The following is a 20,850-nucleotide window of genomic DNA, read 5'->3' as shown; positions in this document are numbered from 1 at the left end:
TCCGCCCGCACCGCCCAAGGGAGCGCATAACGTGCGTCCGCCACGGCGCAGAGGGGGCGCGACGACATCGGGAAGGGCACGCGATGACGACCACACCGGTGAGGACCCGGACCGCAAGCGCGAGAGCGGACTGTGCCGGGGAGGCCGCGGAGGCGGCGGAGGCGGCGGAGACCCGCCTCGGGCCGCCCCGCCGCCCCCGCGGACGGCATCGCCGGCCCCGGCCCCGGAAGGCGCTGTTCGCCGCGGGCGGGTTCGCGCTGGCGGTGGGGGCCCTGAGTCTGCTGCGGCCGGGCTCGGACTCCGGTGTGGACACCGCCGAGGCCGGGCCCCGGCTCCAGCCCACCGCGGACACCAGGCCGGAGACGGCCACGGGCCACCCGGCCGGCGCGGCCGTCACGGTCTCCCCGGCACCCGGCCCGACGCCCACCGCCCCCGTCCCGATGGGCGCCTCCCCCGCCTCCCCCGCGGCCCCCGCCGCCTCCCCGACCTCCGCGGTCCACGCCCCCAGCGCCCCCTACGGCCCGCGCACGACGCCACCGGCCGGGGCGCGCCCGCGCACACCGGCACCCACGTCCTCCCGGAGCGCGACCCCCCGGCCGCCCCGCGATTCCGGGCCTTCCGGGCCCACGGCGCCCGGCCCGGCCACCGTCCCGCCGCCTCCCGGGCCGACGGGCGGTCCCGGACTCTGCCTGCCGGTCGTCGGACTCTGCGTGGACACACTGACCGGTCCGGCGGACTGAACCGAGGAGCGGGACCGGAGCCGGTCCGGCAGGTCGTACCGGAGACGCGGAACCCGGAGCCGGTCCGCCGGCTCGTGCCGGGGACGCGGGGTCCGGCACGCCTCCTCCGGACAGGTGCCCCAGCGGCGCCGTCCTCGGTCGCCCGCTCCCCCACGCCCGGTCGCGTCCGCGCGGGGGCCCCACCGCGACGGCGGGCTCGTCCGCCGCGCAGCCGGACGTACCGGGCCCCGCTCACCCGGGCCGGAAGGCGCCGCCGGTTCCTCCGGCTCGATCCGCCGGTTCACCCGACTCGATCCGCGGGGCCGGGCCTACGCGCCGCCGCCGTTGCGCCGCGTGAGCAGCCAGGGCTCGACCACGCCGAGCCCGCGCACGGGCCGCTGCCACATCGGCTGGAGCGCGAACCGGTACCCGGGCGGCTCCTCGCCCTCCTTCTCGGCGGCGGCCGCGGCCTCGGCGGCCGCCGCCTCCGAGGCGGGCGCGTCGCCGGTGCGGACCAGTTCCTCGGCGAAGGCGCTGTCCACGAGCACGGCGTCCCGGGGCGCTATCGACGTCAGCCGGGAGGCCAGGTTGACCGTCGTGCCGAAGACATCGCCCATCCGGGTGGTCACCGTGCCGAAGGCCATGCCGACCCGCAGTTCGGGCATCGTCGGGTCGTTGCTCATCGTCTCGACGAGCAGCAGCGCGATGTCGGCGGCGGTGCCGGCGTCGTCGGCCGCGTACAGCACCTCGTCGCCGAGGGTCTTGATCAGCCGTCCGCCGCGGGCCGCGACCAGGTCGGCGGCGGTGGTCTCGAAGGCCTCGACCAGTTCGCCGAGCTCCTCCTCCTCCATGCGGCGGGTCAGCCGCGTGAAGCCGACGAGGTCGGCGAAGCCGACCGCGAGCCGGCGGTCGACCATCTCCTCGTCGTCCGCGGCCTGCACGACCCGCCCCGCCGAGGCGGCGAGCTGCCGGCGCCACACGTAGACGAGGAACTCCTCCAGTTCGGGCAGCAGCAGCTCGACGATCGGATACGTCACCTCGGTGCGGGTCATCCCCGGCTCGGGCGGCTCGGTCAGCCCCTCCAGGAAGGAATCGATCTGCCACTCCGCCAACCGGGCGGTGGTCTGCCCGGTGGACCGCGCGACCTGCACCGCCATGGCCTCGCTCAGCAGCCCCGCCTCGACGAGACCGGCGAGACGGCGCAGGGCCAGCACGTCGGCCTCGGTGAGCGCCTTGGCCTGCCCGATGTCGGCGAAGCCCATGGCCCGCCAGAAGCGGGAGGCCAGCTCCATGGAGACACCGGCGCTGCGGGCCGCCTGGAAGGGGGTGTAGCGGCGCTCGGCGCCGAGGATGAGCTGCTCGAGGCGCAGGGCGAGAGGGTCGTCGCCGGGGTCGGCGGCCGGCACGTCAACCCGGCCGTCCGCGCCCTCGTCGGAGCCCGTGTCGTCGACGCTCACGCCTGCTGCCCTTCCGATCTATCGCGGTCAGGTTTCGACCGGCCCCAACTCTACGGCAGGTGTGCGCCAGCTCACTCCGTTCGGAGAGGCGGCCCGTCCCGCCACGGACCGGGTCGGTCGGCCGGCGACGGCCGGGTGTCCCGGTCCGTCCGGGGCCGTCCCCTCGGAGGAATCCGGGACGAGGCCGCCCGGGCACGGCTCACGCCGGCCGCAGGTGCACGATGTCGCCCGCGCCCACCGGCTCCCGCACCCCTTCCCCCGTGGCGATGACCAGCCGCCCGTCCCCGTCCACGGCCATGGCCTCCCCCACCACCGAGCGCTCCCCGGGCAGCTCCGCCCGCACGGTCCGCCCCAGCGTCGCGCACCCCGCCGCGTACGCCTCCTGCAGCCCGGACAGGGACGGGTCCCCGCCGGCCCGCCGCCACCGCCCGTACCACTCCTCCAGCGAACGCAGCACCGCCCGCAGCAGCGGATCGCGGTCCGTGCTCACCGCCCCGGCCAGCGCCAGCGACCCCGCCTGCGGCACCGGCAGCTCCCCGGCCCGCAGGGTGACGTTGATGCCGACGCCCACCACGACCCCGTCCGTCCCGGCCCGCTCCGCCAGGATCCCCCCGGCCTTGCGCTCCTGGCCGCCGACGGTCACCAACAGGTCGTTGGGCCACTTCAGCGCCGTGTCGACGCCCGCCGCCCGGGACAGGCCGGTGGCGACCGCGACGCCGGTCAGCAGCGGCAGCCAGCCCCAGCGCGCCACCGGCACCTCGGCCGGCCGCAGCAGTACGGAGAAGAAGAGCCCCGACCGCGGGGGCGCCGTCCAGCGCCGGTCCAGCCGCCCCCGGCCGGAGGTCTGCTCCTCCGCCACCAGGACGGTGCCCTCGTCGGCCTTCCCGGCGGCGGCGAGCGCGACCAGGTCGGAGTTGGTGGACCCGGTGCGGGGCACGATGTCGACCGCCGTCCACAGCCCGCCCTCGCGGAGGAGTCCGCGCCGCAGCGCGACGGCGTTGAGGGGCGGACGGTCCAGATCGGACCACCGGCTGCTGTCTCCGGGATTTCCTGCTGCATCTCGCGGCGTCATGCAAGCCACCCTAGGTGTGGTAAATGCCGCACTGCCGATCGGTGGGGCCGCCACTACTCTACGAATGAGTAACCGTCCCCCCTTTTGAGCAGGCAGGGAGCCGCATCCCGATGTCCGAGTCGGAAGAGATCGACATCCACACGACCGCGGGAAAGCTCGCGGATCTCCAGCGCCGCGTCACGGAGGCGACGCACGCCGGCTCCGCACGCGCCGTCGAGAAGCAGCACGCCAAGGGCAAACTGACGGCCCGTGAGCGCATCGAACTCCTCCTCGACGAGGATTCGTTCGTGGAGCTGGACGAGTTCGCCCGGCACCGCTCCACCAACTTCGGCCTGGAGAACAACCGCCCGTACGGGGACGGGGTCGTGACGGGGTACGGCACCGTCGACGGCCGGCCCGTCGCCGTGTTCTCGCAGGACTTCACCGTCTTCGGCGGCGCTCTCGGCGAGGTCTACGGTCAGAAGATCGTCAAGGTCATGGACTTCGCGCTGAAGACCGGCTGCCCGGTCATCGGCATCAACGACTCCGGCGGCGCCCGCATCCAGGAGGGCGTGGCCTCGCTGGGGGCGTACGGCGAGATCTTCCGCCGCAACACCCATGCGTCCGGGGTGATCCCGCAGATCAGCCTGGTCGTCGGGCCGTGCGCGGGCGGCGCGGTCTACTCGCCCGCGATCACCGACTTCACCGTCATGGTCGACCGGACCTCGCACATGTTCATCACCGGTCCGGACGTCATCAAGACGGTCACCGGCGAGGACGTCGGCTTCGAGGAACTGGGCGGCGCGCGCACCCACAACTCCACGTCGGGTGTGGCCCACCACATGGCGGGCGACGAGAAGGACGCCATCGAGTACGTCAAGCAGCTGCTGTCGTACCTGCCGTCGAACAACCTCTCCGAGGCCCCGGCGTTCCCGGAGGAGGCGGACCTCGCCGTCACCGACGAGGACCTGGAGCTGGACACGCTCGTCCCGGACAGCGCCAACCAGCCGTACGACATGCACACGGTGATCGAACACGTCCTGGACGACGCCGAGTTCTTCGAGACGCAGCCGCTGTACGCGCCGAACATCCTGACCGGCTTCGGCCGGGTGGAGGGCCGTCCGGTCGGCATCGTCGCCAACCAGCCGATGCAGTTCGCGGGCTGCCTGGACATCAAGGCCTCCGAGAAGGCGGCCCGGTTCGTGCGCACCTGCGACGCGTTCAACGTCCCGGTCGTCACCTTCGTGGACGTGCCCGGCTTCCTGCCCGGCGTGGACCAGGAGCACGACGGCATCATCCGCCGCGGCGCCAAGCTGATCTACGCCTACGCGGAGGCGACCGTCCCGCTGATCACGGTCATCACCCGCAAGGCCTTCGGCGGGGCGTACGACGTCATGGGCTCCAAGCACCTGGGCGCCGACCTCAACCTGGCCTGGCCGACCGCCCAGATCGCGGTGATGGGCGCGCAGGGCGCGGTCAACATCCTGCACCGCCGCACGATCGCCGAGGCGGAGTCCGCGGGAGACCTCGACGCGACCCGCGCCCGGCTGATCCAGGAGTACGAGGACGCGCTCCTCAACCCCTACATCGCCGCCGAACGCGGTTACGTCGACGCGGTGATCATGCCGTCGGACACCCGTCGGCACATCGTGCGGGGCCTGCGTCAACTGCGCACCAAGCGGGAATCCCTCCCTCCGAAGAAGCACGGCAACATCCCTCTGTAAGGAGCCTCTGTGATCAAGGTCGTACGGGGCAATCCGACCCCGGAGGAGCTGGCCGCCGCACTGGCGGTGGTGCGCGCCCGCGCCGCGGCGGCGACGGCCGAGCCGTCCGGCGCGCAGGACGCCGGGGACTCCTGGTCGGACCCCTCCCGCATCGCGGCCCGCCGCCTGCCCCGTCCGGGCCCGGCCGCCTGGGGCCGCACGTACTGGCCGGGCTAGTCCGGCCGCCCGCCCGTCACAGACGGGCGGCCACGGCTTCGGCCATCACCGCGTATCCCGCGTCGCCCGGGTGCAGGTGGTCGCCGGAGTCGTACGCGGGGTGCAGCCGGTCCGGGTCCGCCGGATCGGCCAGTGCCCGGCGCAGGTCCACGACCGCGTCGTAGGCGCCGGAGCCGCGCACCCACGCGTCCACCTCGCGGCTCACCCCGGCCGCGTGCTCGCCCCAGTGGTCCGAGCCCCCGAACGGCAGCAGGGTCGCCCCGATCACCCGCAGGCCCCGCCCGCGCGCCTGCCGTATCAGCTCCCGGTGCCCCGCGATCAGCTCGTCCGCCTCCACCACGGGGGCGGGCTTGTACGTCGGCTGCTCGTCCGTCTCGCCGAAGCCGATGTCGTTGAGGCCGAGGAGCACCACGAGGGTGTCCACGCCCGGCCGGTCCAGCACGTCGCGGCGCAGCCGGTGCAGGGCCTTCTCGCCGTACCAGGCGGAGTCGTTGAGCAGCAGGTTCCCGCCGATCCCGGCGTTGAGGACGGGTCGTCCGGTGCGCCGGGCCAGCTGGTCGGACCAGCGCCGGTCGGCGCCGGGTGTCGAGCCGAAGCCGTCGGTGAGGGAGTCGCCGAGGAGGGCGATGCCGTCCGCCCGGCCCGCGTCGGTCTCGACGGCGGTGAGGAAGTACCAGGACTCGCTCCTCGCGTCGAAGCGCTCCCCGCCCGCGTCCGCCGTGAGGTCGCCCTCGCCGCGGTGGCTGGTGGTGAAGGCCTGCGCGTGGAAGGTGGCGGGGCCGGTGACCGCGTCGAAGTGCAGGGTCAGCGTCAGCGCCTGTCCGGGGGCCACGGCGAGGGGGGCCGGGTCGCTGAGCAGGTGGCCCCGGGCCGGGATCGCCGTGGGCCCCGCGCCCCCGAAGGTGAGGTGGGTGACGGAGTCCGGCTCGACGGCGGCGCCCGCGGCCGTGCGGGCCACGGTGGCGGCGGCGACCCGGACCGGGGAGGTGCCGTAGGCGTTCGACAGCCGGATGCGCACCCGGTCGCCGCCCGCCGTCAGCCGGACGGTCTGGCGCACGGACTGGCGCCAGAAGCCCTCGCGGGACCAGTTGGGGGTGAAGCCCTCGCTGGGGAGCTGGGGCGGGGCGGTCCAAGCGGTGGTGAACACGGACGTGTCCTCTCGTCGGCCGGCACAACGCGAGCCTTAATGAAACCACAGTCCCGTTTAGAGAAGTTGAGTACGCGTACTCAGGCGTCCGGCATCGCGTCGCCGCAGGCTGGACGGCATGCTGTGGTCCGACCCCGAGAACGAACCGCCCGAGGAACTGCGCGACATGCAGGAGATGTTGCGGCGGCTCGGGGTCCTCATGGCGCTGGCCATGGTGCTCGCGATGATCGTCATCGGCCTCGGGTGACCGGGATGAACGCGGCGCGGCACGCCGATACCCTGACCGCATGACCGATCAGCCGCGCCGCCGTCTCGTGCTCGCCTCCCAGTCCCCCGCCCGGCTGGGCCTGCTGCGCCAGGCAGGACTCGACCCCGAGGTGATCGTCAGCGGGGTCGACGAGGACGCCGTGACCGCCCCCACCCCCGCCGAACTGGCACTCGCCCTCGCCGAGGCCAAGGCCTCCGTCGTGGCCGCGAAGCCCGAGGTCCGGGGCGCCCTGGTGATCGGCTGCGACTCGGTCCTCGACCTGGACGGCGAGGCCCTCGGCAAGCCCGCGGACGCCGAGGAGGCCACCGCCCGCTGGAAGTCCATGCGCGGCCGCGTGGGCACGCTGCAGACCGGCCACTGCGTCTACGACACCACGACCGGGCGCTACACCTCCGCCGTCGCCTCCACCGTCGTCCGCTTCGGCGAGCCCACCGACGAGGAGATCGCCGCGTACGTCGCCTCCGGCGAACCCCTCCACGTCGCCGGGGCGTTCACCCTGGACGGCCGCTCGGCGCCGTTCATCGACGGCATCGACGGCGACCACGGCAACGTGATCGGCATCAGCCTGCCGCTCGTACGCCGACTGCTGGCGCAACTGGACGTGGGCATCACGGAGTTGTGGGCGCCGGCGGACCGCTGACCGGGGCCGGCCCCTGGTCCTGCGGCCCCTCGTCCCGGGGCCCGGCGGCGGGCGCGGCGGGCCCCTCCCGGCGGTCGTACGTCATCAGCAGCAGCACGATGAGCGCGAGCACGACGACCATGGACAGGAACGCGGGCCACCCCACCAGCCCCCACGCGACGGCGGCCAGCAGCCCGTGCACCACCGCGGCGCTGATCAGCAGGACGCGGCCGAAGCCGGCCGGCGGCCGGTTGCGGACCGCCACCAGCAGGGCGACCAGCCCGCAGAAGGCGAAGTAGAGACCGAAGACGATCCCGCCGGCCTTCGAGGACGTCGACATCATGTCCGGATCCAGGCCCGCCAGGGACATGTCCTGACGGTCGACGACGATCCCGAGGAACCAGTTCAGCGCGGCGACGCCGAGCGCCTCCACGAAGAGCACGACCGCCACGACGACTGCCACCGGTCTGCGCACCACCGGTCCCACCCACTTTCGACCCGGCCCGTACGGGACCCCTAGTTACCCCGAGTAGCGTTCGAGACGTCGTGAACGCTACTAACGGGTAAACCCTGGGGCAAGGGTTCCGCCCGCGGCAAAGAATCATTGGGCCATTCGTAGGGACTCCACAAAGAATCGGAGTGGGCCGCAGCACGTGCTCACAGAGACCTTGGCCACAGTGGAGGGCTAGGGTTTCCGGAAGGAGTGCTGCGTACGGCGGTGCTGCAAGGGATTTCGCAATCGAGTGAGCTTGCCATCACGCTGCGTGTGGGCAAGCTCACCATCGAGGACGGGTCGATGAGTCGTGTCGGCAGTCCCTAAACTCGGCTTGTTTCAAGGAGGGAGCCTCAATCGTGCGCAAGGTGCTCATCGCCAACCGTGGCGAAATCGCAGTCCGCGTGGCCCGGGCCTGCCGGGATGCCGGTATCGCAAGCGTCGCCGTGTATGCCGAACCGGACCGGGACGCTCTGCATGTCCGCGCCGCGGATGAGGCGTTCGCCCTGGGCGGTGACACTCCCGGCACCAGCTACCTCGACATCGAGAAGGTGCTGAACGCCGCCCGCGAGTCCGGGGCGGACGCGATCCATCCCGGCTACGGATTCCTCTCGGAGAACGCCGAGTTCGCCCAGGCCGTCCTGGACGCGGGCCTCATCTGGATCGGCCCGCCGCCGCAGGCCATCCGCGACCTCGGCGACAAGGTCGCCGCCCGGCACATCGCCCAGCGCGCCGGTGCGCCGCTGGTGGCGGGCACGCCGGACCCGGTGTCGGGCGCCGACGAGGTCGTCGCCTTCGCCGAGAAGCACGGCCTGCCCATCGCGATCAAGGCCGCCTTCGGTGGCGGCGGACGCGGCCTCAAGGTCGCCCGCACCCTCGAAGAGGTCCCCGAGCTGTACGACTCGGCGGTCCGCGAGGCCGTCGCCGCCTTCGGCCGCGGCGAGTGCTTCGTCGAGCGCTACCTCGACAACCCCCGGCACGTCGAGACCCAGTGCCTCGCCGACAGCCACGGCAACGTCGTCGTCGTCTCCACCCGTGACTGCTCCCTGCAGCGTCGGCACCAGAAGCTGGTCGAGGAGGCCCCGGCGCCGTTCCTCTCCGACGAGCAGATCGCCGAGCTGTACTCCTCCTCCAAGGCCATCCTCAAGGAGGCCGGCTACGTCGGTGCCGGCACCGTGGAGTTCCTCGTCGGCATGGACGGCACGATCTCCTTCCTGGAGGTCAACACCCGTCTCCAGGTGGAGCACCCGGTCACCGAGGAGGTCGCCGGCATCGACCTGGTGCGCGAGATGTTCCGCATCGCCGACGGCGAGGAACTCGGCTACGACGACCCGGCGTTGCGCGGCCACTCCTTCGAGTTCCGCATCAACGGCGAGGACCCGGGCCGCAACTTCCTTCCGGCCCCCGGCACCGTCACCACGTTCGACGCCCCGTCCGGGCCGGGTGTGCGGCTCGACGCGGGCGTGGAGTCCGGCTCGGTCATCGGCCCGGCCTGGGACTCCCTGCTGGCCAAGCTGATCGTCACCGGCCGCACCCGCAAGGAGGCCCTCCAGCGGGCCGCCCGCGCCCTGGAGGAGTTCCAGGTCGAGGGCATGGCCACGGCCATCCCCTTCCACCGCACGGTGGTGAAGGACCCGGCGTTCGCCCCCGAGCTCACCGGCTCCGACGCCCCCTTCACGGTCCACACCCGCTGGATCGAGACGGAGTTCGTCAACGACATCAAGCCCTTCGCGGCCCCCGCGGACACCGAGGCCGACGAGGAGGCGGGCCGCGAGACGGTCGTCGTCGAGGTCGGCGGCAAGCGCCTGGAGGTCTCCCTCCCGGTCTCGCTCGGCATGTCCCTGGCCCGCACGGGCCTCGCGGCGGGCGCCAAGCCCAAGCGGCGCGCGGCGAAGAAGTCCGGCCCCGTCGCCTCCGGCGACACCCTCGCCTCCCCGATGCAGGGCACGATCGTCAAGATCGCGGTCGAGGAGGGCCAGGAGGTCAAGGAGGGCGACCTGATCGTCGTCCTGGAGGCCATGAAGATGGAACAGCCCCTGAACGCGCACCGCTCCGGCACCGTCAAGGGCCTCGCCGCGGAGGTCGGCGCCTCGATCACCTCGGGCGCCCCCATCTGCGAGATCAAGGACTGACCGGACCGTCCCGCCTCGGAACCCCGTGCCCCGCAAGAGGGCGCGGGGTTCCGTCGTCACACACCTCCCGCCGGTCGGCCAACGTCCCCCATGCCCACCCCGGAGGCGCGGGGAACTGCGCGGCCGGCCACATCAAACCGCCACCCGCCAACGCACCCTCACCGCCCACGGCGACAAGGCGCATCCTCCAGTCGCCGGAGGCAACCGCTACCGCCGTCGCATGTCCGCGACCCGCGCCCGCTCGCCCCCCGGGGCCTGCTCCCCCAGTACCGCGGCCGCCCGCAAAGCCGCCGCGGCGCCCTGCATCTGCCCCCGCCGGGGGGCCGGCAACGGTACGTCCCGACGCTGCTGCCGCCGCGCCGGGACGGCCTCACCCCCCGGGTTCCCCGCCGCCCCCGCCACGGCGATCTGCACCCCCTGGTCGGCGAGAGCCTGGAGTTCGGTGCCGGCCCGGTCCTCGTGCGCCGGCGGCTCGTCGGTCACCAGGCGGGTGATGACGTCCGTCGGCACCGTCTGGAACATGGTGTCGGTGCCGAGCTTGGTGTGGTCGGCGAGCACGACGACCTCGGCGGCGGCCTGGACGAGGGCCCGGTCGACCGACGCCGACAGCATGTTGGAGGTGGACAGACCGCGCTCGGCGGTCAGGCCGCTCCCGGACAGGAAGGCCTTGGAGACCCGCAGTCCCTGGAGGGACTGTTCGGCTCCGCTGCCCACGAGGGCGTAGTTGGAGCCGCGCAGGGTGCCGCCGGTCATCACGACCTCCACGCGGTTGGCGTGCGCCAGCGCCTGGGCCACCAGCAGGGAGTTGGTGACGACGGTGAGTCCGGGGATCCGGGCGAGCCGACGGGCCAGCTCCTGGGTGGTGGTTCCCGCCCCGACCACGACGGCCTCGCCCTCTTCGACGAAGGTGGCGGCCAGGTCGGCGATGGCGGTCTTCTCGGCGGTCGCGAGATGGGATTTCTGCGGAAAGCCGGACTCGCGGGTGAAACCGCCCGGCAGTACCGCACCGCCGTGCCGGCGGTCGAGGAGTCCTTCTGCCTCCAGTGCGCGCACGTCCCGCCGTACGGTCACTTCGGAGGTCTGGACGACGCGGGCGAGTTCACGGAGCGACACGGCTCCGTTGGCTCGCACCATTTCGAGGATCAATTGGCGACGTTCTGCAGCGAACACGAAACTGACAGTAACGCGGGCGACCGTCTGCTTTCAGCTCTTTGCGCCGAATAGCGGAAGTTGTTCGCACAGTGGCACACGAAGTGGTATACGGCCCCGGTCGTCCCGCCCGTGTCGCGCCCGCGCCACAACTCCCCGCGAACAGCGGGGAGTCGGTGCCGGCTGCCGGATCGGCCCTACGCGTCGCTGCCCGTCTTCCGGGTGTGCAACTGACGTGCCACTTCGGCGATCGAGCCCGAAAGGGACGGGTACACCGTGAAGGCGTTCGCGATCTGCTCGACCGTCAGGTTGTTGTCGACGGCGATCGAGATGGGGTGGATGAGTTCGGAGGCGCGCGGCGCCACGACGACACCGCCGACGACGATCTCCGTGCCCGGACGGCAGAAGATCTTGACGAAGCCGTCGCGGATGCCCTGCATCTTGGCGCGCGGGTTGCGCAGCAGCGGCAGCTTCACCACGCGGGCGTCGATCTTCCCGCTGTCGACGTCGGCCTGGGAGTAGCCGACGGTGGCGATCTCGGGGTCGGTGAAGACGTTCGACGAGACGGTCTTGAGGTTGAGCGGGGCCACCGCGTCGCCGAGGAAGTGGTACATGGCGATACGGCCCTGCATGGCGGCGACGGAGGCCAGCGCGAAGACGCCGGTCACGTCACCCGCGGCGTACACGCCGGGGGCGGTGGTGCGGGAGACCCGGTCGGTCCAGATGTGGCCGGACTCGCGGACCCTGACGCCGGCCTCCTCCAGGCCGAGGCCCGCGCTGTTGGGGATGGCGCCGACGGCCATCAGGCAGTGCGAGCCGGTGATGACCCGGCCGTCGGCGAGGGTGACCTCGACGCGGTCGCCGACGCGCTTGGCGGACTGGGCGCGCGAGCGGGCCATGACGTTCATGCCGCGGCGGCGGAAGACGTCCTCCAGGACGGCGGCGGCGTCCGGGTCCTCGCCGGGCAGCACGCGGTCGCGGGAGGAGACGAGGGTGACCTTGGAGCCGAGGGCCTGGTAGGCGCCCGCGAACTCGGCGCCGGTGACGCCGGAGCCGACCACGATGAGTTCCTCGGGCAGTTCGCGCAGGTCGTAGACCTGGGTCCAGTTGAGGATGCGCTCGCCGTCGGGCTGGGCGTCGGGCAGTTCGCGGGGGTGACCGCCGGTGGCGAGGAGGACGGCGTCGGCGGTGAGGGTCTCCTCGGTGCCGTCGGCGGCGGTGACGACGACCTGGCGGGAGCCGTCGAGGGCCTGCATGCCCTGGAGCCGGCCGCGGCCGCGCAGGACGCGGGCGCCGGCCCGGGTGACGGAGGCGGTGATGTCGTGGGACTGGGCGAGCGCGAGCCGTTTGACGCGCCGGTTGACCTTGTCGAGGTCGACGCCGACCACCCGGGCCGACTGCTCCAGCGGCGGGGTGTCGTCGGCGACGATGATGCCCAGCTCCTCGTAGGAGGAGTCGAAGGTGGTCATCACCTCGGCCGTGGCGATCAGGGTCTTCGACGGCACGCAGTCGGTCAGCACCGACGCCCCGCCCAGACCGTCGCAGTCGACGACGGTCACCTCCGCGCCGAGCTGGGCGGCCACCAGGGCCGCCTCGTATCCGCCGGGTCCGCCACCGATGATCACGATCCGAGTCACGTACTCCATTGTCCTGCACGGGCGGGGGTGCTACTTCCCCGGGGGGCCGGGGGAGGTACGCCCGTTGCCGGAGGGACCCCGGACGACGGCCGTGGCGTGCGGACCGGCTGCCGTAGTCTCGTCGCATGTCGCTCTACGCCGCGTACGCCGGCAACCTCGACGCGCGGCTGATGTCCCGCCGCGCTCCGCACTCGCCGTTGCGCGCCACCGGCTGGCTGAACGGGTGGCGGCTGACGTTCGGGGGCGAGCAGCTGGGCTGGGAGGGCGCGCTCGCGACGATCGTGGAGGATCCCCTCTCCCAGGTCTTCGTCGCGCTGTACGACCTGGCGCCGCCGGACGAGGAGTCGCTCGACCGGTGGGAGGGCGTGGGCCTCGGCATCTACCGCCGGATGCGGGTGCGGGTGCACACCCTGGACGGCGAGGAACAGGGCTGGGTGTACGTCCTGAACGGCTACGAGGGCGGGCTGCCCTCCGCCCGCTACCTGGGCGAGGTGGCCGACGCGGCGGAGTCGGCGGGGGCACCGCACGACTACGTGATGGAGCTGCGCAAGCGCCCCTGCTGAGGTCCCGGCCCCTTTCGCCCCCCTCCCCGCCGTCCTTGTCGGAAACGACAAGACAACGATCGCCATCCCGTGGGCTCTGTCATCTACGCGCGTAGGCCCGGACCGGCTACCCTCATCGCGTGAACGCATCTCTTCTCCCGGACGACATCCAGGGCGACCCCCACACCGCCGCCGACGCCGCAGCCGCGCGCCTGCGCGAACTGACGGGCGCCGAGACCCACGACGTCGCCCTCGTGATGGGCTCCGGCTGGGCACCGGCCGTGGACGCCCTGGGCGCCCCCGACGCCGAGTTCCAGGTCACCGAGCTGCCCGGTTTCCCGCCGCCGGCGGTCGAGGGCCACGGCGGCAAGATCCGCTCGTACCGGATCGGCGAGAAGCGCGCCCTGGTGTTCCTGGGCCGCACGCACTACTACGAGGGCCGTGGGGTGGCCGCCGTCGCCCACGGCGTCCGTACGGCGGTGGCGGCCGGCAGCAAGACGATCGTGCTGACCAACGGCTGCGGCGGCCTCCGCGAGGGCATGCGGCCCGGTCAGCCCGTGCTGATCAGCGACCACATCAACCTCACGGCGACGTCCCCGATCGTCGGCGCGAACTTCGTCGACCTGACGGACCTGTACTCGCCGCGGCTGCGGGCGCTGTGCAAGGAGATCGACGACACGCTGGAGGAGGGCGTCTACGCCCAGTTCCCCGGCCCGCACTACGAGACGCCGGCGGAGATCCGGATGGCCCGGGTGATCGGGGCGGACCTCGTGGGCATGTCGACGGTGCTGGAGGCCATCGCGGCGCGCGAGGCCGGCGCCGAGGTGCTGGGCATCTCCCTGGTGACCAACCTCGCCGCCGGGATGACCGGCGAGCCGCTGAACCACGAGGAGGTCCTCCAGGCCGGCCGCGACTCCGCGACCCGCATGGGCGCCCTGCTGACCCGGGTCCTCGACCGGCTGTAAGGGGCACCGGCCCTTGGCCCCCGGCCCGTGCCCGCACTTCCCCGTCCCGGCTCGTCGAGCCGAGAAGCGACGACGGGGCGATCCAGCCCGTCCGGCGCTCGAGGACAAGGCCCGTTCAGGGCCGACAGCGGGGACCCGGGGGCGGCAGCCCCGGATCCGGGAAGGGAAGGGGCGGCGGGGGCGAGACAACGCACGTACGACTCGAGAGGTTGACCACCCGTGCACGACGACCTGATCGCTCGCGCCCGCACCTGGCTCGCCGAGGACCCCGACCCCGAGACCCGCGAGGAACTCGCGGCCCTCCTCGACGCCGGGGACCACGCCGAACTCACCGCCCGCTTCGCCGGCACCCTCCAGTTCGGCACCGCCGGCCTGCGGGGCGAACTCGGCGCGGGCCCCCTGCGCATGAACCGCGCCGTCGTCATCCGCGCCGCCGCCGGCCTCGCCGCGTACCTCCGCAAGCAGGGCGGCCACGACGGCCTCGTCGTCATCGGCTACGACGCCCGCCACAAGTCGGAGGCGTTCGCCCGCGACACCGCCGCCGTGATGACCGGCGCGGGCCTGCGCGCGGCCGTCCTGCCCCGCCCGCTGCCGACGCCGGTCCTGGCCTACGCCATAAGGCACCTGGGCGCGGTCGCCGGCGTGGAGGTCACCGCCAGCCACAACCCGCCCCGCGACAACGGCTACAAGGTCTACCTGGGCGACGGTTCGCAGATCGTCCCGCCCGCCGACGCGGAGATCGCCGCCGAGATCGACGCGATCCGCTCCCTGGCCGACGTACCCCGTCCGGACGGCGGCTGGCAGGTCCTGGACGACTCCGTGCTCGACGCCTACCTGGCCCGCACGGACGCCGTCCTCGCCACCGGCTCGCCCCGCACCGCGCGCACCGTCTACACGGCGATGCACGGCGTGGGCAAGGACGTCCTGCTGGCGGCCTTCGCCCGGGCGGGGTTCCCCGAGCCGGTCCTGGTCGCCGAGCAGGCCGAGCCGGACCCGGAGTTCCCGACCGTCGCGTTCCCCAATCCGGAGGAGCCCGGCGCGATGGACCTCGCGTTCGCGAAGGCCCGCGAGACCGACCCCGATCTGGTCATCGCCAACGACCCGGACGCCGACCGCTGCGCCGTGGCCGTCAAGGACGGCGACCGGTGGCGGATGCTGCGCGGCGACGAGGTCGGCGCCCTGCTCGCCGCGCACCTGGTGAGCCGTGGGGCGCGCGGGACGTTCGCCGAGTCGATCGTCTCCTCCTCCCTCCTCGGCCGGATCGCCGAGAAGGCCGGCCTGCCGTACGAGGAGACCCTCACCGGCTTCAAATGGATCGCCCGCGTCGACGGCCTGCGCTACGGCTACGAAGAGGCCCTCGGCTACTGCGTCGACCCCGACGGCGTACGCGACAAGGACGGGATCACCGCCGCGCTCCTCGTCACCGAGCTGGCGTCCGAGCTGAAGGAGCGCGGGCGCACGCTGCTCGAACTGCTGGACGACCTCGCCGTGGAGCACGGGCTGCACGCCACCGACCAGCTGTCGGTGCGGGTGGAGGACCTGACGGTCATCGCCCGTGCGATGGAGCGGCTGCGCGAGAAGCCCCCGACCGAGCTGGCCGGGCTGGCGATCACCCGCGCCGAGGACCTCACCCTGGGCACGGACCGGCTGCCGCCCACCGACGGGCTGCGCTACACGCTCGACGGGGCCCGCGTGGTCGTACGCCCCAGCGGCACCGAGCCGAAGCTGAAGTGCTACCTGGAGGTCGTGGTGCCGGTCGGCTCGCCCGACGGCCTCCCGGCGGCCCGCGCCCACGCGACCGAGCTGCTCGCGGCCGTGAAGCGGGACCTGTCGGCGGCGGCCGGCATCTGAGCCGTGCGGTCGGGGTGCCGCCGGGCGGTGGCACCCCGGCCCGCGTCCGGGCCGCAAGGGCGCAGGGCGCCGCCGGGCGACCGTACCCCGACCGGCAGCCGAGCCGTAGGGGCAAGGGTTCCGCCGGGCGGCCGCGACGCACCCTGCATCCGGGCCGTAGCGGCAGGATGCAGGGTGCCGCCCGCATCCCCGCCGGCAGCTGAGCCGTAGGCACGGGGCGCCGCCGGGCAGCGGTACCCCGACCCGGCATCCCGGCCCTGGACGGAGAACGCCGTCAGACCGCGGCACTCCGCCCCGCGTCCCAACCGCAGGCACGGGACGCCTCCGGGCGATGGCAGCCCTTCGACGGATCGCGCGGGCCGCGCGCCCGGCCCTCGGCGCGCGCGTCGGCCCTGGCGGCCGAGCGCGCCACCACCCCGGTGGGGCCGCACCCCGGCACCACGAGGCGCCGACGGCGTGGCCCCGCCGCCCGGGCCGTCCGGCGCCGGGCCCCGGAGGCACGCGACGGCGCGGCCTCACTGCCGCGGCCGTCCCGCGCCGGGCCGATCAGTGGGGCGGCGCGGCAGTGCGGCCCCTGCCGTTCGGCAGGCAGGACCCCGTGCCCTCAGCCCCGCCGAGGGCGCAAGGTCATCCCACGGCCAGCAGGATCGCCAGCAGCAGGGCGCCGGCGGCGGCCGGGCCCATGATCTCCCAGGCCCAGCGCACGGTCACCTCGCCCTGCGCGGACTCCTCCTTCTGCCGCACTTCCCACAGGTTCCGCAGTTCGTCCATGGCCTTGTCGGACTCGGCGCGCGCGGGCCCCTCGGGAACGTCCGGGCCCGCGTGCGGGGACAGCCCGCCCCCGAACCCGGCCGGCCCTCCGAAGCCGCCGCGCCTGCGGCGCGGCCGCCCCTCGTGCTCGGCGGCCCGGTCCGCGGCGAGACGGTCCTGCTGCCGGGCGGCCCGCTTGCGCGCCCGCAGCGAGACCGGGATCGACCAGAGCTGGAACTTCTGCCCGGACTCGGCGACGACCTCGTTGGAGTACGCCGACCGCAGGGAGGCGACCTGCCCCCAGGGCAGCACGACCACGCGGAACGGGTTGCGCACCCGCAGCCGGTCGTCACCGGCGTACACGGCCGGCCGCAGGGTGAAGGCGGTGACCAGCGGCACCAGCAGGATCAGCATGGCGAGCGCCAGCCAGGGCGTCCGGCCCTGCCCGGCGACGATCGCGTCCACACCGAGCCAGCCGACCAGGCCGAGCAGCAGCACCCCGCCGGCCAACCCCGCGGGCGACCGGTACACCCGGTCCTTGACCCCAGCCGCCGGCACCGACCCCTGCTCATCCGAACTCGTCATACCCCCGATTCTGCCCGACCGCCCGAACCGCCTCCCCCGACGCCCCCGCCCGGCGGCCCGCCCCGGCCGCCGGGCGCGGCCCGAGCCCACCCCCGCAGCCTCGCCCCCGGCCACCGCGCCCGCCCCCTCGTCCCCACCGCCCCCGGGACCCGTCGAGGGCTGTACACCCGCTACGCGCGTAGATATGCTCGTCTGGTGACCATGCCCACCAACGCACCCGCACCCACCGCGGCACCTCCCCTCCCGGACGTCACCACGTCCGACGCCACGCTGCGCCGCTTCCTCCACGGGCTCCCCGGCGTCGACGCGGTCGGCCTGGAGGCGCGCGCCGCGGCCCTCGGCACCCGTTCCATCAAGACGACCGCGAAGGCGTACGCCATCGACCTCGCCATCTCGATGGTCGACCTGACGACGCTGGAAGGCGCGGACACCCCGGGCAAGGTCCGGGCGCTCGGCGCGAAGGCGGTCCACCCCGACCCGACCGACCGCACGACCCCCTCGACCGCCGCGGTCTGCGTGTACCCGGACATGGTCGCCACCGCGAAGGCCGCCGTCGCCGGCTCGTCCGTCAAGGTCGCCTCCGTCGCCACCGCCTTCCCGGCGGGCCGCGCCGCCCTCGGCGTGAAGCTGGCGGACGTCCGCGACGCCGTCGCCGCGGGCGCCGACGAGATCGACATGGTCATCGACCGCGGCGCGTTCCTCGCGGGCAGGTACCTGAAGGTGTACGACGAGATCACCGCCGTGAAGGAGGCCTGCGGCACGAGCGCCCGCCTGAAGGTCATCTTCGAGACGGGCGAGCTGTCGACGTACGACAACATCCGCCGCGCCAGCTGGCTCGGCATGCTCGCCGGGGCGGACTTCATCAAGACGTCCACCGGCAAGGTCGCGGTGAACGCGACGCCCGCGAACACCCTCCTGATGCTGGAGGCCGTCCGCGACTTCCGCGCGCAGACCGGCGTGCAGGTCGGTGTGAAGCCGGCCGGCGGCATCCGCACCACCAAGGACGCCGTCAAGTTCCTGGTCCTGGTCAACGAGACCGTGGGTGAGGACTGGCTGGACAACCACTGGTTCCGCTTCGGCGCCTCCTCGCTGCTGAACGACCTGCTGATGCAGCGTCAGAAGCTGGCCACCGGCCGCTACTCCGGCCCCGACTACGTGACGGTGGACTGATCACCATGGCTTCTCTGTTCGAGTACGCACCGGCGCCCGAGTCCCGCTCGGTCGTCGACATCGCGCCCTCCTACGGCCTGTTCGTCGACGGCGAGTTCACCGAGGCCGCCGACGGCAAGGTCTTCAAGACGGTGTCCCCGTCGACCGAGGAGGTGCTGTCCGAGGTCGCCCGGGCCGGCGCCGAGGACGTCGACCGCGCCGTGCGGGCGGCCCGCAAGGCGTTCGAGAAGTGGTCGGCGCTGCCCGGCCCGGAGCGCGCGAAGTACCTGTTCCGCATCGCCCGGATCATCCAGGAACGCAGCCGCGAACTGGCCGTCCTGGAGACGCTGGACAACGGCAAGCCGATCAAGGAGACCCGCGACGCCGACCTCCCCCTGGTCGCCGCGCACTTCTTCTACTACGCGGGCTGGGCCGACAAACTCGACCACGCCGGGTTCGGTGCGAACCCGCGCCCGCTGGGCGTCGCGGGCCAGGTCATCCCGTGGAACTTCCCGCTGCTGATGCTGGCCTGGAAGATCGCCCCGGCGCTCGCGACCGGCAACACGGTCGTCCTGAAGCCCGCCGAGACCACCCCCCTTTCGGCGCTGTTCTTCGCGGACATCTGCCGCCAGGCGGGTCTGCCCAGGGGCGTCGTCAACATCCTTCCCGGCTACGGCGACGCGGGGGCGGCTCTGGTCGCCCACCCGGATGTGAACAAGGTGGCCTTCACCGGCTCCACGGCGGTCGGCAAGGAGATCGCGCGGACCGTCGCGGGCACCCGCAAGAAGCTCACGCTCGAACTGGGCGGCAAGGGCGCGAACATCGTCTTCGACGACGCCCCGATCGACCAGGCCGTCGAGGGCGTCGTCAGCGGCATCTTCTTCAACCAGGGCCAGGTCTGCTGCGCGGGTTCGCGTCTGCTGGTCCAGGAGTCGATCCACGACGAGCTGCTGGACTCCCTCAAGCGCAGGCTCGCCACCCTGCGCCTGGGCGACCCGCTGGACAAGAACACCGACATCGGCGCGATCAACTCCGCCGAGCAGCTCGCGCGCATCACCTCGCTGGTGGAGCGCGGCGAGGAGGAGGGCGCGGAGCGCTGGTCCCCGGAGTGCGAACTGCCCACCTCCGGCTTCTGGTTCGCCCCGACGCTGTTCACGAACGTCACGCAGGCGCACACGGTGGCCCGCGACGAGATCTTCGGTCCGGTGCTGTCGGTCCTCACCTTCCGCACCCCGGACGAGGCCGTCGCCAAGGCCAACAACACGCCGTACGGCCTGTCGGCGGGCATCTGGTCGGAGAAGGGCTCCCGCATCCTCGCGGTCGCGAGCAGGCTCCGGGCCGGTGTCGTCTGGTCCAACACGTTCAACAAGTTCGACCCGACCTCGCCGTTCGGCGGCTACAAGGAGTCGGGCTTCGGCCGCGAGGGCGGCCGCCACGGCCTGGAGGCGTACCTCGATGTCTGACCGTTTGAGCGTCTTCAAGACCTACAAGCTGTACGTCGGCGGGAAGTTCCCGCGTTCCGAGAGCGGCCGGGTGTACGAGGTGTCGGACTCGAAGGGCAAGTGGCTGGCGAACGCGCCGCTCTCCTCCCGCAAGGACGCCCGTGACGCGGTCGTGGCCGCGCGAAAGGCGTTCGGTGCGTGGTCCGGCGCGACGGCCTACAACCGGGGCCAGATCCTCTACCGGGTCGCCGAGATGCTGGAGGGCCGCAAGAGCCAGTTCGTGCACGAGGTCGCGGACGCGGAGGGCCTGTCGAAGTCGAAGGCCGCCGAACAGGTCGAGGCCACGATCGACCGCTGGGTCTGGTACGCGGGCTGGACCGACAAGATCGCCCAGGTCGTGGGCGGCGGGAACCCGGTGGCGGGCCCGTACTTCAACCTGTCGTCCCCGGAGCCGACCGGCGTGGTCGCGGTCCTCGCCCCGCAGGAGTCGTCGTTCCTGGGCCTGGTCTCGGTGGTGGCCCCGGTCATCGCCACGGGCAACACGGCGATCGTGATCGCGAGCGAGCGGTCCCCGCTCCCGGCCCTGTCCCTGGGGGAGGTCCTGGCCACCTCCGACCTGCCCGGCGGCGTCGTCAACGTCCTCTCGGGCCGTACGGCGGAGATCGCGGCGCCCCTCGCGGCGCACCAGGACGTCAACGCGATCGACCTGGCCGGCGCCGACGACGTGCTGGCGAAGGAACTGGAGGTCGCGGCGGCCGACAACCTCAAGCGCGTCCTGCGTCCACAGCCTGTGGACGACTGGCGGGCGACGCCCGGCACCGACCGCATGACGGCGTTCCTGGAGACGAAGACGGTCTGGCACCCGACGGGTTCGCTGGGCGCGTCCGGCTCGTCCTACTGAGCCGTCGCGAGAGGCCGGAGGGCCGCGCCCTCTCCCCGTCCGGGGAGGCCGCG

General features: G+C 73.3%; 18 protein-coding genes. 11 read left to right on the top strand and 7 right to left on the bottom strand.

Features of this window, described 5'->3' with window-relative positions; translation table 11 throughout:
* Positions 1–1,048: 1,048 nt before the first annotated feature.
* Together AB0N31_RS20310 and AB0N31_RS20305 are read right to left on the bottom strand one after the other, a co-directional pair.
* Positions 1,049–2,176 carry an adenylate/guanylate cyclase domain-containing protein gene (locus AB0N31_RS20310; protein WP_366059755.1) on the bottom strand — a complete coding sequence of 376 codons (1,128 nt, stop codon included), beginning with the start codon at positions 2,174–2,176 and terminating at the stop codon, positions 1,049–1,051.
* Positions 2,177–2,375: 199 nt separating this feature from the next.
* The gene (locus AB0N31_RS20305) at positions 2,376–3,248 is read right to left on the bottom strand and encodes a biotin--[acetyl-CoA-carboxylase] ligase (RefSeq protein ID WP_366059754.1); all 873 of its coding nucleotides are present in this window, start codon (positions 3,246–3,248) and stop codon (positions 2,376–2,378) included.
* Positions 3,249–3,358: 110 nt separating this feature from the next.
* Here AB0N31_RS20305 and AB0N31_RS20300 point away from each other — a divergent pair, with 110 nt between their 5' ends.
* On the top strand, positions 3,359–4,951 hold the full coding sequence (locus AB0N31_RS20300) for an acyl-CoA carboxylase subunit beta (RefSeq protein WP_366059753.1): 1,593 nt from the start codon (positions 3,359–3,361) through the stop codon (positions 4,949–4,951).
* A 9-nt stretch (positions 4,952–4,960) separates the two neighbouring features.
* The gene (locus tag AB0N31_RS20295) at positions 4,961–5,167 is read left to right on the top strand and encodes an acyl-CoA carboxylase epsilon subunit (protein ID WP_366059752.1); all 207 of its coding nucleotides are present in this window, start codon (positions 4,961–4,963) and stop codon (positions 5,165–5,167) included.
* Positions 5,168–5,183: 16 nt separating this feature from the next.
* Here the strand turns inward: AB0N31_RS20295 and AB0N31_RS20290 are convergent, their stop codons facing one another.
* Positions 5,184–6,314: an SGNH/GDSL hydrolase family protein gene (locus AB0N31_RS20290; RefSeq protein ID WP_366059751.1), complete on the bottom strand. Its 1,131-nt coding sequence runs from the start codon at positions 6,312–6,314 to the stop codon at positions 5,184–5,186.
* Between the two features lie 118 nt (positions 6,315–6,432).
* Here AB0N31_RS20290 and AB0N31_RS20285 point away from each other — a divergent pair, with 118 nt between their 5' ends.
* Complete coding sequence (locus AB0N31_RS20285; RefSeq protein ID WP_366059750.1) at positions 6,433–6,561, top strand: hypothetical protein; 129 nt, start codon at positions 6,433–6,435, stop codon at positions 6,559–6,561.
* A gap of 40 nt (positions 6,562–6,601) precedes the next feature.
* On the top strand, positions 6,602–7,222 hold the full coding sequence (locus tag AB0N31_RS20280; protein ID WP_366059749.1) for a nucleoside triphosphate pyrophosphatase: 621 nt from the start codon (positions 6,602–6,604) through the stop codon (positions 7,220–7,222).
* Here the strand turns inward: AB0N31_RS20280 and AB0N31_RS20275 are convergent.
* Entirely contained in the window at positions 7,191–7,679 is a 489-nt protein-coding gene (locus tag AB0N31_RS20275) for a hypothetical protein (RefSeq protein WP_366059748.1), read from the bottom strand. The two genes, AB0N31_RS20280 and AB0N31_RS20275, sit on opposite strands and share 32 nt — an antisense overlap.
* Positions 7,680–8,053: 374 nt before the next feature.
* Here AB0N31_RS20275 and AB0N31_RS20270 point away from each other — a divergent pair, with 374 nt between their 5' ends.
* Positions 8,054–9,826: a biotin carboxylase N-terminal domain-containing protein gene (locus AB0N31_RS20270; protein WP_366059747.1), complete on the top strand. Its 1,773-nt coding sequence runs from the start codon at positions 8,054–8,056 to the stop codon at positions 9,824–9,826.
* Between the two features lie 207 nt (positions 9,827–10,033).
* On the opposite strand, the gene AB0N31_RS20265 is transcribed toward AB0N31_RS20270, so the two are convergent.
* Both AB0N31_RS20265 and AB0N31_RS20260 read right to left on the bottom strand, forming a co-directional pair.
* On the bottom strand, positions 10,034–10,996 hold the full coding sequence (locus tag AB0N31_RS20265) for a DeoR/GlpR family DNA-binding transcription regulator (protein ID WP_366059746.1): 963 nt from the start codon (positions 10,994–10,996) through the stop codon (positions 10,034–10,036).
* Positions 10,997–11,172: 176 nt separating this feature from the next.
* The gene (locus AB0N31_RS20260; protein WP_366059745.1) at positions 11,173–12,621 is read right to left on the bottom strand and encodes an NAD(P)H-quinone dehydrogenase; all 1,449 of its coding nucleotides are present in this window, start codon (positions 12,619–12,621) and stop codon (positions 11,173–11,175) included.
* Positions 12,622–12,737: 116 nt separating this feature from the next.
* Between AB0N31_RS20260 and AB0N31_RS20255 the strand changes: the two genes are divergently transcribed.
* The 3 genes from AB0N31_RS20255 (at position 12,738) to AB0N31_RS20245 (ending at position 15,970) form a co-directional block, all read left to right on the top strand.
* Entirely contained in the window at positions 12,738–13,175 is a 438-nt protein-coding gene (locus tag AB0N31_RS20255) for a gamma-glutamylcyclotransferase (protein ID WP_073496227.1), read from the top strand.
* Between the two features lie 119 nt (positions 13,176–13,294).
* Complete coding sequence (locus AB0N31_RS20250) at positions 13,295–14,119, top strand: purine-nucleoside phosphorylase (protein ID WP_363091319.1); 825 nt, start codon at positions 13,295–13,297, stop codon at positions 14,117–14,119.
* 219 nt (positions 14,120–14,338) lie between these two features.
* Positions 14,339–15,970, top strand: a complete 1,632-nt coding sequence (locus tag AB0N31_RS20245) for a phospho-sugar mutase (protein ID WP_366059744.1) — start codon at positions 14,339–14,341, stop codon at positions 15,968–15,970.
* A gap of 627 nt (positions 15,971–16,597) precedes the next feature.
* Here the strand turns inward: AB0N31_RS20245 and AB0N31_RS20240 are convergent.
* Positions 16,598–17,305, bottom strand: a complete 708-nt coding sequence (locus tag AB0N31_RS20240) for a PH domain-containing protein (protein WP_366059743.1) — start codon at positions 17,303–17,305, stop codon at positions 16,598–16,600.
* Between the two features lie 201 nt (positions 17,306–17,506).
* Between AB0N31_RS20240 and deoC the strand changes: the two genes are divergently transcribed.
* From deoC to AB0N31_RS20225, 3 genes are read left to right on the top strand one after another with little or no spacing between them, the layout of a single operon-like run.
* Positions 17,507–18,475 (top strand): deoxyribose-phosphate aldolase, encoded by a 969-nt coding sequence (deoC, locus tag AB0N31_RS20235; RefSeq protein WP_366059778.1) that lies wholly within the window; start codon positions 17,507–17,509, stop codon positions 18,473–18,475.
* 5 nt (positions 18,476–18,480) lie between these two features.
* Positions 18,481–19,917, top strand: coding sequence for an aldehyde dehydrogenase family protein (locus AB0N31_RS20230; RefSeq protein WP_366059742.1), 1,437 nt, complete (start codon positions 18,481–18,483; stop codon positions 19,915–19,917).
* Complete coding sequence (locus tag AB0N31_RS20225) at positions 19,910–20,797, top strand: aldehyde dehydrogenase family protein (protein ID WP_366059741.1); 888 nt, start codon at positions 19,910–19,912, stop codon at positions 20,795–20,797. The genes AB0N31_RS20230 and AB0N31_RS20225 overlap by 8 nt, the downstream gene beginning before the upstream one ends.
* The last annotated feature ends 53 nt before the right edge of the window (positions 20,798–20,850 follow it).

This window comes from Streptomyces sp. NPDC051051 (assembly GCF_040682975.1).
GTDB lineage: Bacteria > Actinomycetota > Actinomycetes > Streptomycetales > Streptomycetaceae > Streptomyces.
This window is presented reverse-complemented; position numbering and strand designations above follow the sequence as displayed.

Excerpts from the sequence above, each read along its gene's own strand:
- deoC (WP_366059778.1), top strand. The coding sequence starts at position 17,507 with ATGCCCACCAACGCACCCGCACCCACCGCGGCACCTCCCCTCCCGGAC.
- AB0N31_RS20225 (WP_366059741.1), top strand. The coding sequence starts at position 19,910 with ATGTCTGACCGTTTGAGCGTCTTCAAGACCTACAAGCTGTACGTCGGC.
- AB0N31_RS20305 (WP_366059754.1), bottom strand. The coding sequence starts at position 3,248 with ATGACGCCGCGAGATGCAGCAGGAAATCCCGGAGACAGCAGCCGGTGG.
- AB0N31_RS20300 (WP_366059753.1), top strand. The coding sequence starts at position 3,359 with ATGTCCGAGTCGGAAGAGATCGACATCCACACGACCGCGGGAAAGCTC.
- AB0N31_RS20280 (WP_366059749.1), top strand. The coding sequence starts at position 6,602 with ATGACCGATCAGCCGCGCCGCCGTCTCGTGCTCGCCTCCCAGTCCCCC.
- AB0N31_RS20255 (WP_073496227.1), top strand. The coding sequence starts at position 12,738 with ATGTCGCTCTACGCCGCGTACGCCGGCAACCTCGACGCGCGGCTGATG.
- AB0N31_RS20240 (WP_366059743.1), bottom strand. The coding sequence starts at position 17,305 with ATGACGAGTTCGGATGAGCAGGGGTCGGTGCCGGCGGCTGGGGTCAAG.
- AB0N31_RS20285 (WP_366059750.1), top strand. The coding sequence starts at position 6,433 with ATGCTGTGGTCCGACCCCGAGAACGAACCGCCCGAGGAACTGCGCGAC.
- AB0N31_RS20230 (WP_366059742.1), top strand. The coding sequence starts at position 18,481 with ATGGCTTCTCTGTTCGAGTACGCACCGGCGCCCGAGTCCCGCTCGGTC.
- AB0N31_RS20260 (WP_366059745.1), bottom strand. The coding sequence starts at position 12,621 with ATGGAGTACGTGACTCGGATCGTGATCATCGGTGGCGGACCCGGCGGA.